The 13,373-nt window shown below is 44.0% G+C and carries 8 protein-coding genes; 7 read left to right on the forward strand and 1 reads right to left on the reverse strand.

Annotated elements, in window-relative coordinates; translation table 11 throughout:
• Positions 1-14: 14 nt before the first annotated feature.
• From NSQ57_RS03155 to NSQ57_RS03165, 3 genes are read left to right on the forward strand one after another with little or no spacing between them, the layout of a single operon-like run.
• Entirely contained in the window at positions 15-3,371 is a 3,357-nt protein-coding gene (locus tag NSQ57_RS03155) for a DUF5107 domain-containing protein (protein ID WP_342425611.1), read from the forward strand.
• On the forward strand, positions 3,364-4,650 hold the full coding sequence (locus tag NSQ57_RS03160; RefSeq protein WP_342425612.1) for a cellulase-like family protein: 1,287 nt from the start codon (positions 3,364-3,366) through the stop codon (positions 4,648-4,650). The genes NSQ57_RS03155 and NSQ57_RS03160 overlap by 8 nt, the downstream gene beginning before the upstream one ends.
• A 21-nt stretch (positions 4,651-4,671) precedes the next feature.
• Entirely contained in the window at positions 4,672-7,029 is a 2,358-nt protein-coding gene (locus NSQ57_RS03165) for a beta-galactosidase (RefSeq protein ID WP_342425613.1), read from the forward strand.
• Between the two features lie 113 nt (positions 7,030-7,142).
• Here the strand turns inward: NSQ57_RS03165 and NSQ57_RS03170 are convergent, their stop codons facing one another.
• Positions 7,143-8,126 carry a glycoside hydrolase family 5 protein gene (locus NSQ57_RS03170; RefSeq protein ID WP_165148202.1) on the reverse strand — a complete coding sequence of 328 codons (984 nt, stop codon included), beginning with the start codon at positions 8,124-8,126 and terminating at the stop codon, positions 7,143-7,145.
• Positions 8,127-8,601: 475 nt separating this feature from the next.
• Here NSQ57_RS03170 and NSQ57_RS03175 point away from each other — a divergent pair, with 475 nt between their 5' ends.
• The 4 genes from NSQ57_RS03175 (at position 8,602) to NSQ57_RS03190 (ending at position 13,368) form a co-directional block, all read left to right on the forward strand.
• Positions 8,602-9,168, forward strand: a complete 567-nt coding sequence (locus tag NSQ57_RS03175; protein ID WP_165148205.1) for a hypothetical protein — start codon at positions 8,602-8,604, stop codon at positions 9,166-9,168.
• A gap of 121 nt (positions 9,169-9,289) precedes the next feature.
• Positions 9,290-10,084 carry a Nif3-like dinuclear metal center hexameric protein gene (locus tag NSQ57_RS03180; RefSeq protein ID WP_342425614.1) on the forward strand — a complete coding sequence of 265 codons (795 nt, stop codon included), beginning with the start codon at positions 9,290-9,292 and terminating at the stop codon, positions 10,082-10,084.
• A gap of 79 nt (positions 10,085-10,163) precedes the next feature.
• Positions 10,164-12,518, forward strand: a complete 2,355-nt coding sequence (locus NSQ57_RS03185) for a glycoside hydrolase family 2 TIM barrel-domain containing protein (RefSeq protein WP_029515897.1) — start codon at positions 10,164-10,166, stop codon at positions 12,516-12,518.
• A gap of 193 nt (positions 12,519-12,711) precedes the next feature.
• On the forward strand, positions 12,712-13,368 hold the full coding sequence (locus NSQ57_RS03190) for a metalloregulator ArsR/SmtB family transcription factor (RefSeq protein ID WP_029515896.1): 657 nt from the start codon (positions 12,712-12,714) through the stop codon (positions 13,366-13,368).
• Positions 13,369-13,373 lie beyond the last annotated feature (5 nt).

The raw sequence follows: 13,373 nt of genomic DNA on the forward strand, positions 1-13,373 counted from the left end.
ACTATGAGGGAGTGATGGAATTGAGCATTTTCGACGCTAGGGCACGCGTGTGGGAGCAAACCGTGCAGATCCCCACGTATGGAATTGGCAAACCCGACAAAAATCCAATGTTTCTGGAGAAACGTGTCTATCAGGGAAGTTCCGGTCGAGTGTATCCGCATCCGGTCATTGATAAAATTGAGGATGAGAAGAAACTTGAAAATTATCAAATAGTTTTCCTAGAAAATAAATATTTGCGCATTGAGATCATGCCAGAGCTGGGAGGACGCATTTATCGTGCGGTCGACAAGACCAACGGTTATGATTTTGTTTATTATAACAGGGTCATCAAACCAGCGCTTGTGGGCTTATTGGGACCATGGATATCTGGAGGCATTGAGTTCAACTGGCCGCAGCATCACCGTCCCAACACTTACGGACCCGTTGAATACAAGTTGGAAGAACACGACGACGGAAGCGCAACGGTATGGGTGAGCGAAATTGATCGTATGTTCGGCACGAAAGTAACAGCTGGTTTTACACTTCAACCGGATAAGGCATACCTTAAAGTGGGGGCCCAGCTATATAACCGGACTGCCGAGCCTCAAACATTTTTATGGTGGGCCAATCCAGCCGTAGCAGTACATGAGCATACGCAATCTGTTTTTCCTCCAGACGTATCAGCCGTGTTCGACCATGGAAAGCGAGATGTATCCCGTTTCCCGATTGCTACAGGCACTTATTATAAAATGGATTATTCTGAAGGCGTAGATATCTCCCGATACAAAAATATTCCTGTTCCCACTTCATATATGGCCTATAAATCGGATTACAATTTCATAGGTGGTTACGACCATATGAAACAAGCTGGGCTTTTGCATGTGGCCAACCATCACATCTCTCCCGGGAAAAAGCAGTGGACATGGGGAAATGGCGAATTCGGCCAAGCTTGGGACCGCAATCTAACAGATGAAGACGGCCCCTACATCGAGTTGATGACGGGAGTGTATACCGATAATCAACCAGATTTCACTTGGCTTCAGCCGTATGAAGAAAAGACGTTCTCGCAGTATTTTATGCCTTACAAACATATTGGTATGGTCAAAAACGCTTCAATTGACGCAGCCGTTAGTTTGGAATTAAATCGCAGCGAAGGGACAGTACAGATTGGCGTCTATGTAACTTCGTCATTTTGCGAGGCTGTTGTGGAATTAAGCAGCCAGCGGGAAGTTTATATTCAAGAAACCTTGGATCTGACACCTAATAAGGCCTTGATACAGAAGACAGTTATTTTGGCTGAGGATGAGGATTATGATCTATGCTTAAGCGTCAAAGACGCGACCGGAAGGGAGCTGATTAGCTACCAGCCTAAGCAAAAGGAAGTTGAGCAGATGCCGGCTGCTGCCGACCCCCTGCCACAACCGGAGGAATTAAGAACGAACGAAGAATTGTATTTAGCAGGACAACACTTGGAGCAATACCGTCATGCTACCTTTGAGCCTGAGGCGTATTACCTTGAGGGCCTGAAAAGAGATAAGAATGACAGCCGTATAAATATGGCATATGGTACGTTGCTTCTTCGCAGAGGGTTATATGCAGAAAGTGAAGAGTGCTTTCGTAAAGCCATCTCGCGGGTAACCTGGCGTAACTCTAATCCCTATGATGGTGAGGCCTACTACCAGCTTGGTTTGTCGCTAAAACACCAAGAGCGGATGGATGAGGCGTTCGCTGCATTTTATAAATCAGTATGGAGTGCGGCATGGCAAGACAGCGGGTATTTCTCACTGGCACAGATTGCAACAGAACAAGGGAACTATGAAGAAGCCCTGGAACTCGTGGAGCGCTCAATAATCCGAAATGCTCGCAATTACAAGGCACGCAACCTGAAGTCGGCTATTCTTCGTAAGCTTGGCAACTACGAAGCGGCAATAGCCTTTTCCAAGGAAACGATGAAGCTCGATATCGCCGATTTTGGAGCTTACCGTGAGCAAGCATTATCTTTAGAGGCTCTCGGGTTACGAGATGATGCTAAAACGGTCTTTGAAGAGCTGGAAAAATGGATGCGTGGAGATGTGCACAACTATATAGCGGTAGCATCGGACTATGCGGCGGCAGGACTCTATGAGGATGCAGCATGTGTGCTGGAAGAAGCTCCAGAGCAGGCAAAAACATACCCTATGCTGTATTACGTTCAGGCCTTCTGCTATGCTAAAATCGGCAAGCCTGAGCAGGTGAACAATGCTCTCGCTCAGGCCGCAGATGCAGTACCCGATTACTGCTTTCCTAACCGTCTGTTTGAGTTGGATGTGTTACAATTTGCAATTCGAACAAGACCGAAGGATGACAAGGCGCATTATTACTTAGGTAATTTACTCTATGATAAGAAACGGCATCGGGATGCCATTTCCAGCTGGGAAACGTCTCGTTCCATTGACGATACTTCCCCCGTTGTACACCGTAATCTTGCTCTTGGATATTTTAACAAACAAGGCCAAGTAGAGAAGGCTCGCCATTCGTTAGAGCAGGCCTTTGCGTGCAATACTTCAGACGCACGTATTCTTTATGAGCTTGACCAGCTGTATAAGAAGCTGAACATCAAGCCCAACGACAGATTGAATCTAATGGAGAGTTATCCGGGAATCATAAAGCTTCGCGATGATCTGTTTTTAGAATATGTAACCGTTCACAATACGATGAAGCAGCATAAGATAGCGTTGTCCTTGCTGACAGGGAGAATATTTCATCCATGGGAAGGCGGAGAGGGGAAGGTAACGGGACAGTATAGGCTGGCCAAGGTAGAGCTTGCCAAGTCCGACCTGAGGTCTGGGCGGATTGAACAGGCTGTAAAGGGGCTGCGGGAGGCTTTAGTGTATCCAGAGAATCTTGGCGAAGGTAAGCTAGAGGGTTCCCAAGATAATGATATCTATTATTATTTGGGCTGCGCGTACGAGCTATTGAAATTAACAGATGAGGCAAGACAGGCCTTTTCCACGGCCTCTCAAGGACTGGGGGAACCCATTAACGCCATGTATTATAACGATCAACAGCCAGATATGATATTTTACCAAGGATTGGCCTGGCAGAAACTTGGTTATGTGAAGGAAGGCAAGCGTCGATTTAACAAGCTCATAGATTACGCCGATAGGCACTTGTTCGAACCCGTGAAAATAGATTACTTCGCGGTCTCGTTACCCGACTTTCTCATCTTTGAAGATGACCTGAATATTCGTAATCAGGTTCATTGTACTTATATGAAAGCACTTGGTTTGCTTGGATTAGGGCGGCAGGACGAAGCTATCTTACATTTTGAATCGGTGCTTAAGCTGGAAGCCAACCATCAAGGAGCATTGAACCATATGGATTGGAGCTGGGAGGGGAAATCAATTGAGTAATCTCATGAGAAATGTACCGCGCAAATTGACGATCACGATGTGGGACTTCTCTTGGTATACCATGACGCAGGAAGGTGAGCCCTATAGCGATCTGGAAGCCCGTTTTAAAGAAGCGGTCGAAAGAGGCTACAATACGATCCGAATATGTGCTATGCCATTCATGTTGTTTACAGCGGATGGCAAACGCCCCGGACCCTTGGAGTTTGCTAACCTTGGGGAAGTAGGCCAGCGTACGCGTTGGTATAACTGTCGTGGAGGCGCATTACTGGACGGGCATGCTCATTTGCTCGAACTGTTCAAACAAGCAAAGGCTCATAACTGTTACATTATGTTATCCTCTTGGGAATATCAGCAGAGTCCCAGCTTTCTGGCTCATGCTGAGCTTAGAGATAAATTAGCTGCAATTCCTCCTAAGGGGAGATTCATGGCCATTGCAAAATCAATGGATCAGTTGATCCGTTTCGTCACAGCAGAAGGCTACAGGAGTCAGATCATCTATACAGAGCTGCATAATGAATTGGAATTTGGGCAGTTAAACGCCGTCGGAACGTCTGAAGGCATAGCTGAAACGAATGTACCGGCGCTTATTGAAGCCATGCAGCCCTACGTAGAAGAAGCGATAGAATATCTTCGCCAATGTCATCCGGATATGATGATGACGGCCAGCTATACGTTAAATGAAGCCTACCCCAAAGCTTACGTCGCGCGCAATATGCAGGTGGCCCATTTTCACCTCTATATTAAAGGGGTGCTCAATGAGCTTATGGAAGCGGCAGCGCTTTATGATGAGTTGGCGCCGTTCCCCAATCCATTCGTACAATCCCTATTAAGAGAAGACGCTCCTCCATTTACAAAATGGACCCTGCCTCCGGGGCAGAATTGGCGGATGGAAGGCAATCCAGTCGGCATGAGACTTATTTATTTGCACGACTGGGTAGATCCCGATCAATGGGATTTATTTTTGTACGATCGGTATGGAGACCATAAAATGGCCATGTTGCAGAAGGCCGACACCCGATTGGAAGAGATTCATGAATGGACTCGTCATTCCGGCATTCCAATTGTCATAGGAGAAGGTTATGTAGGCTACACGCCGCTGCATGGCCAATTTGAAGAAGGCCCAGTCGGCAAATTTATCGCTGAATATGTGTTGCGAAAAGGAATGGCACTTGGGTTCTGGGGAATGACCCTCTGTTCTAACTGCGCTCCCCATCATCCATTCTGGAATGATATCGCTTGGCAGCGCAAGTGGAACCAATTTATCCTGAATTCAGATTAACGAGTGAGGGGAGTGAACTCCATGAGAAACTATCGAGTTGCGGTTAAAGACGATCAGAAGCATATTGTTAAAGGACATATCAAACTTGGCGGCACCAACCCAAAAGGAGAGGAGATCGGATTCACCAACTATTTTATGGAGAAGGACGGAGAGCCCTTTTTCGGTATTTGTGGTGAATTCCATTATGCCCGTTATGATGAACGCTATTGGGAAGACGAAATTATTAAAATAAAAATGGGCGGCGTAAACATCATTGCCACTTATATTTTTTGGAACCTACATGAAGAAGTTGAAGGTGTTTTTAATTGGAGTGGGAACAAGAATCTTCGTCGTTTCATCGAGTTGTGCGGCAAACATCAGGTATACTCCATCATTCGGATCGGTCCCTTTGATCATGGGGAAATTCGAAACGGCGGTATGCCAGATTGGTTATTCGGTCGACCATTTGAGGTTCGTTCTAATGATGAGGGGTATCTGTTCTATACAAGAAGATTGTATAACGAAATCGGTACCCAGGTTAAAGGGCTGTTATATAAGGAGGGGGGGCCGATTATCGGCACCCAAATCGAAAACGAGCATCATCATTCATCTGCCCAGTGGGCATTGACTGTAGGAATTAATGATATGTGGCTAAACAGTGGAAGTGACGGTAACTCGCATATGTTAAAACTTAAAGAAATAGCTCTGGAAGCGGGGATTGATACTCCGATCTATACGTGCACAGGATGGGGAGGAGCAACAACTCCTGTACCTGATATGCTGCCGTTATGGGGCGGGTATGCCTATTGGCCATGGATCTACTACGAAGAGGGACGTTTGAAGGGGATGGACGAGCATCCTGCGACACCGGAATACATTTTCCGCGACAAGCATAATAACAAGATTCTAGTGAGTTACAATTTTGAGCCTCAATACGCGCCTGAAGACTATCCGTACGCTTGCTGTGAAATGGGTGGCGGCATGGTTCAGTTTTATAAATATCGGTTCGCATTTCCCTACCGCAGTGTTCCAGCAATGACTGTCATGAAGGTTGCAGAAGGCTGTAATCTGATCGGATATTACATGTATCATGGGGGTTCCAATCCTCGGGGTAAGGTTAACCCGTTCACCAATGATCTAGCCACACCTAAAATATCCTATGATTTCAACGCCATGATCGGCGAATTCGGTCAAGTAAGGGAATCGTACCATAGAACAAAGCTGCAGCATTACTTTTTTTCAACGTTCCAAAAGCAATTCTCAGTAACCAAGACTATTCTGCCAGGGGATACGTCCCAGATGGACCCTTATGATGTGGATACGTTACGATATGCAGTGCGATCCAGTGCTGGATCGGGTTATCTGTTTCTAAATAATTTCCAAGACCATGTCGAAAATGACGACCTGTGCGATTTTAATGTGAGCATTGAACTGCCCGAGGAAACGATTATAATCCCTAGTCAAGGTGAGCTGATGTTAGGACGTGAAAGTTTCGCTATATTGCCATTTAACTTTAATTTAGATGGAATGAAGCTCAAATATGCTACGGCACAGCTGATAACAAGGATAGAAGAAGATGGAGAAGTATACTACTTTTTCTTTGTACCAGAGGGGATGAAGGGAAGATATGAAATTGAGTCAAAAGATATCATCAGTGCCACAATCGACAAAGGCTCGATAGAGCAGTTGGATGGGAACACGATCATTAAGGTTGCTGAAGAGGACGATAGTCTCATCCATCTGGTATCTGAAAGTGGCAAAAAAGTTGCCATCTACACGATGACTGATGAGCAAAGTCTTACATTTTGGAAGGTAAACATGCAAGGCCGGGACAGAGTCATTTTGACCAATGCCAATGTACTTGTATATGAGGGCGATCTAAGGCTGGAATCGACGGATCAAGAAATGGTAACCCTGAGTGTATTCCCTGATTTCGACGCCTCGATCACATCTATTACTGGTGGAGAGCTGCTAGACATAACAGAAAACAATGTATTTAAAACGTATCGTTTAAAGGCTCCTAAGCGAGAAATTCATTTCAATTTGAAAAGAATAAATGACGATAAACTTACTATTGATTTTGAGATAGATGCCTTTCACGGAATTAAGGAAGCTCTGCTGCGTATCGATTATACTGGAGATATCGGTTATGCTTTTATGGATGGCGAACTGATCAACGATAATTTCTGCAACCATACGACCTGGGAAATAGGCTTGAAAGCATTTGAGCATCGGCTCATCGAGCAAGGGTTGTACGTATATGTTTCCCCAATACGAAAAGGTAAGGTTCTCAACAGCAATACGACTATGGCTGGCTGGAAAGAGACGGCAAAGGAACGTATCGTAGATATCCGCGCAGTCAGCATCGTGCCTGTGTATGAAATTCGACTCACCGTATAACCCAGGAAGTGTAAGTTCAGAGACGCACAGTGGGTACTTTTAGTATAAAGTATAAAAATGTAAAAGCTCATGGTCGTTCAACCATGAGCCTTTTTTACTTTCTGATAGTACGTTTAGTAGATACCAGCCTTTTTCGATGTTTCTTTGATCCCGTTGCTTCCGTTAACTACAGTTTTCCCCCAATCCGTCAGATTGCCATTAGGTCCTGTTACAAGATCAAGGTAGGAAAGATTGGAACTATTACCATACCAGGACCAGGCTAACCAGCCTACTCCTTTGGATTGACCGTATCTCATGATTTCTGTCTCGTCGACGTCTGCTCCCTGGTGGTAACCGCCAAATTCGCCAATAATCAGAGCGAGTCCTTGATTCAGAACGTTATCAATATTGGTTCGAACAGTTTGAACATCTTTACCAGCGAACTCATACATATGGATGGAAAATACCGTATTCTTCAAAGAATCAGCTGCGAATACAGATTTACCAAAGTCATTGATAGATTGAGGATATTGTCCCCATCCGGCACAATCGACGATGAGCGTATTTTTAATACCTGCGTTTCTCAGCTTGGGAATCGCTTGCTTGTATCCATCAGCCCAACCACTTCCATTCCAAGAACCATACCATTCGTTCGCTATGTTTACGATAACCCGGTCTTCCTTGCCGATTAGAGCATCCTTTATGCTAATCCAGTAGTTCACAGCTGCATCCAAAGAAGCGTAGTCGTCTTTGCCCGTAGCGTCATGAACTTCAAGTACAGCAATCATTTTATGGTTGGAGACGAGAGAAATAATATTTTTCACGGAATTAATATCATCCTTGGTGTACTGGTTTCCGTTAGAAAGGACAATTCGGACAGTATTAGCACCTGTCTGGGCAATTGCCGGGATCGCTGTATAAAGATCGTTTTTGTACCATGTGTGAGCATGATTGACGCCTCTCATAACAAATGGCTTGCCTGTAGAATCATACAATTTGGTACCGCTTACATAAAATCCTGAAGCAGCTTCTACCTTGGAGAAAACTCCTCCTAAACCAATCATGATGAGCAAGCCGATCATTCCAGACAATAGTGCTTTTCTTAACAATACCTTCATTTTTATTCCTCCCTAAATATATTATTCAACCTCCTGCTATACAGAGATGAAGTTAGGTATGTAAGTGTGTAAATAGCAGTAAGCTAAACACAAAATTAAGCGCTTTTAAATATGAAAAAAGTTATTTTTGTTATTCTATCATTTGTGTTTTTGTTATTCAATCGGTTATTTTGGTTATTTTTTTGTGTTTTTGAAGTATAAACACATGGATGTATTATTTAAGTGCGATTTTCTGTGGTTTCATTGTATTTATTGTTTATGTTTGTTTAAAATTTAGTTTATATTGATAAAAATAACCTAACTATATTTCTGTGATATTCCGGATTTGTGTAGGTTGACCTAACGTTTTGCTTGGTTAATTATTTTGAACAAAGGTGAGATCTATCGGACAGCAATACCTAAGCTTCACCGCGATATTAAATTATAGTATGATATTCTTGTGAAAAATTTTACCAGAGTGAATAGGGGCAAGCTGATGAGAAAACCAATCATTGCAGTCGATATGGACGATACCATCTGTCATCTCGTCAAACGAGCCATATACCATAACAATAGTGAATTTCCCACTCATCCGCTTCGTTATGAAGAAATGTTAGATTGGAACACGGATCATCTACGTCATCCCAAAAGCACGCATGATGTATTTTATGGGCGACCGGGTTTGTTTGAGGAACTTGAACTGTTTGACGAGTATGTTGTAGAAGAAATGGAGAAGCTTTGCAATGCTTTTGATGTCATTATTGTGACAGCAGCAGAACCTAAGACCGTCGTAGAGAAATGGAACTGGCTTCAAAGACATATGCCATTCATTCCGATCGAGAACTTTTTCCCATGTAAACGAAAGAACCTGATTAACTATGATCTCCTGATTGATGATGGTCCTCATAATTTAGTACCTGCGCTAAAGGAGGGGAAAAAGGTGCTTTGTATTCCTCATCCATGGAATCTGAGAGCAAGAGAGCAATATGAGTTCCCCGTCATGACATCCTGGCAAGGAGCAAAAGAACGAATCGACTCCATTTTAGGAGTTCTGTATAAATAATAGAATTATTCGTAAAACAGCTGGCTCCTCTGGAACTGGCTGTTTTGCTAGAAAGAATAGCGCCTATGGCTGAAATAAAATGGTACAATTGCTATGCATTATCCATGAGGAGGGAACGTGTATGACCATGACTATGGGTCTGATTGTGAATCATCTGACCAAGGGAATAAGCCTACCCCACACCACCGTAGATCTGCTGGACCCAGGATCTGTAGATACTGAGGTGCAAGGAATTGTAACCGCTTTCTCCGCTTCACAGTACGTGATAGAACAAGCTATTTCTCTAGGTGCAAATTTTATCATTACACATGAAGGCATTTTTTATAGTCATCAGAGGATGCATGAGTGTCTACTACATGATCCGGTTTTTTCGCAAAAATCTCGCCTCATTGCCGATGCAGGTATAGGCATTTATCGGTTTCATGACACCATACATCGTTATCAACCGGATGGAGTGATGGTTGGGCTTCTTCAGGCGCTTGGCTGGCACAACTACATGGTAAAACAGCAGCCGACGGCCGCCATTTTGACTATTCCAGCTATGAAAGTTAAGGAGATCGCTGAATATATCAAAGCCAAACTACATATTCGTTATGTACGGGTGGCTGGCGAGGTTTCCATGCCATGTGAACGAGTGGGAATTTCAGTAGGATACAGGGGAGGTGGCGATCTAGCCATTCCATTATTTCTAAATGATAATGTAGATGTAGTCATCGCCGGTGAAGGCCCAGAATGGGAAACACCAGAATATGTTAAAGATGCTGTCTATCAAGGGCACAGTAGAGCACTTATCATGCTGGGACATGCTGAAAGTGAAGCACCTGGGATGAAGTATCTCGCAGATGTACTTTCCGCCCAATTTCCGATGCTTCCCGTACACTTTATTGAAGATCGCCCGGTGTTTCAAATATTGTAATGAGAACACGTTTTTTGTGATGGTCATCCAGCACTGCTGTTATATCCGTTCATCCACTTTATGAAATGGAGGCGAGATCATGGGAAGCAGAGTGATTATGCCGTTCAAAACAGACTGGAGATTTATAGAAGGAAATTACGCGGGTGCTGAGAAAATGGACTACAACGATGAGCATTGGCGGCTCCTTCATGTCCCTCATGATTGGAGCATTGAAAAGTCCTTTGATCCACATATGCTGTATGGTGGCAATCAGGCTTATTTGCCAAGATGGTCTGTCGGATGGTACAGAAAGCATTTTAATGTGAAGCCCTCCTCTCCAAAACAGCGCGTATACATACAATTTGATGGCATTCACAGTAACAGTGAGGTTTGGATCAATGGGCATTTTGTGGGCAAGCGACCCTATGGATATGTTAGCTTTCAATATGATTTGACTCCATATATTCGGTGGGATGAGGAAAATGTGATTGCCGTCAAAGTGGACAATACGATTCTTTCACCTGACAGATGGTATTCGGGGGCCGGTATTTATCGTAATGTTTGGCTGATTTGTACGGATTATATTCATATAACCGAATGGGGGACTTACATTACCACACCTGAAATTTCGCCAGATGAAGCCAAGGTGACTGTCAGAATCCAGGTCACTAATCAACACGCGCATGCCGTAGAGTGTACGATTATGACTGAAATGCTGGACCCACAGGGACAGATCCAAGGAAAAGTGGAAAACCGAGTCACTCTTTCGAGCTGTGAAACGGGGGAAATAGAGCAAAAAACGCGAGTATTAGAGCCAGAACTATGGTCACCGGACAACCCAGTGCTCTACGAAGCCCAGACGACGATCTATTGCGACAATACAGAGGTGGATCGTTATTGTACCTCTTTTGGCATAAGAGAAGTGAAGCTGGATACACAAAAAGGTTTATTTTTGAATGGGCACAGCTTAAAGCTAAAGGGAGTGTGCATTCACCATGATTTAGGCTGTCTGGGGGCTGCTTACCATGATACAGCCATGAAAAGAAGGCTGCAAAAGCTGAAGGAAATGGGCTGTAACTCGATCCGTTTTGCTCATAACCCGATGGCGCCCGAATTATTAGATTTATGTGACCAGATGGGGTTCTTGGTGGTTGATGAGGCTTTTGATAAGTGGAAATCTCTTTTCTATGAGCATTTATATGATGAGTGGTGGGAAAAAGATCTGGAGGCAATGTTGCTCAGAGACAGGAACCATCCCAGTGTTTTCATGTGGAGCGTTGGGAATGAAGTGGAAAACCAAGGGCAGCCATCCATGCTAAAAATGTTGGAGCAGCTCGTGGGTTTCTGCCATGAAAAAGACCCAACCCGATCGGTTACATATGCGCTTGAGCCGCATAATACACCGATCAGCTTGCGTGAGGGTTCGATTGAGGCCAAAGTGGAGCATACTAAGCAGCTGGCACAACGAGTGGATGTTCTGGGGTTAAACTATCAGGAGCAGTGGTATGAGCACTATAGGGCGGCCATGCCGGATATGCTTATCCTTGGAACCGAGACGTTTCCATACTATCGGGGCAAGGATAACCGGGTTAAAGGTTATTTGCTTATGAATCCCTGGTTTGATGTCGCTAATCATGATTATGTGATCGGTCAATTTGTTTGGAGTGGAATTGACTATTTGGGAGAAACGAGCTATCCCTCCAAAGGGTGGTCTTCGGGCCTGATTGATACTTGCGGATTCCGCAAACCAGTATCTTATCTCCAACAAAGCTTATGGTCTAATCAGCCTGTTGTGCACATAGCCGCATTTAACGAACATATGAAATCGGAATTTAATCCGACATGGACAATGCACTGGAAATCTCCGGCCATGGAAGATCACTGGACATTTCCTGACTACGGTGGAAAATTGATACGGTTGGTTACCTTCACCAATTGTGAGAGTGTGGAATTGATCGTGAATGATGAATTATACGGTGAGAGGAAGCTAGTGGATTACCCTAATCATTTAATCCTATGGGAGCTTCCCTATACACCGGGCAAAATCCGAGCTGTGGGTCGTAATGGAAACGAGAAGGTTTGTGAGCATGAACTGACTACTGCCGGGACTCCTTATGCTCTAAAGTTGGAGGCCGATCGGACGGTTCTACCTGCTGATGGGCATGAGATATCTCATGTGGAAGTAACCGTCATAGACCCAAACGGGATCACTGTACCTAACCAGGATGTTGAATTAACCTTTAAACTGCATGGTGATGGCCGCATCCTTGGAATAGACAATGGGGACCTCACCAGTGATGAACCCTACAAGGGGAATGAGAGACGAACACACAGAGGAAGGTGTCTTGTGGTTGTACAATCTGGGAATGTGGCTGGTGAGCTGTTGCTTCAAGCATCAGCAGATGGAGGGTTACTGGGAGGAACCAGGCTGAAAGTGGAACAAGAATATAAATGACAATTCAAGGTTGATTCAGTAAAGACATTGTATTTTAGCTTACGTATTATTGTTACTCTTGACCAGCTTCTGGGCTGGTCTTTTTTATTTTTATATATAGGTAGGTTTCAGAATTGACATAAAAATAAGAAAGTTTTATAATTTCGGTATTAAAGAAATTAATTGAATAGTTTAATAGATGGGGTGTTTAATAGTGAACGAACGAGATTTCAAAGATGGGCTTTTCACCGAATACGCACGGATCGGAAAATGCTTGTCCAGCCCGAAAAGGTTGGAAATTCTTGATATTCTCATACAAGGACCCAAATCAGTTGAAGTTCTATCTAAAATGACTTCGATGTCCGTTGCCAATGTTTCTCAGCATCTACAAACTCTATATCAAGCTAAGTTGGTTCAATCCAAAAAGCAGGGAAACTTTGTGTATTATGAACTTTCTGATTCATCTGTTTTGCACTTTTTAAATTCACTGTATGACCTGTCTGAAAAGCAGTTAATTGAAGTTCAGCACATTAAGGAGCAATTTTTGGGTCAATTCTCGGATGTTGAAGGAGTCACAATGGAAGAATTGGCAATGCGGATGGAAAAAGGAGAGGTCACACTTCTTGATGTACGGCCGCGAGATGAATATGAAACTGCTCATATACCGGGGGCTGTTTCCGTTCCAATTGAAGAATTAGCGGAGCAGTTATCTTTGTTGCCAGCCGACTCGAAGATTGTGGCTTATTGCAGAGGCCCGTATTGCTTAATGGCGGTTAGAGCTATTGCATTGTTGCAGGCTCGTGGTTTCGAAGCTAGACACTTGGATAAGAGTGTTCATGATTGGAACGACTTTATCAGGGAAGGAAGTTAGCCTTA

It is taken from the genome of Paenibacillus sp. FSL L8-0502 (assembly GCF_038593055.1).
GTDB classification, from domain to species: domain Bacteria; phylum Bacillota; class Bacilli; order Paenibacillales; family Paenibacillaceae; genus Paenibacillus; species Paenibacillus polymyxa_D.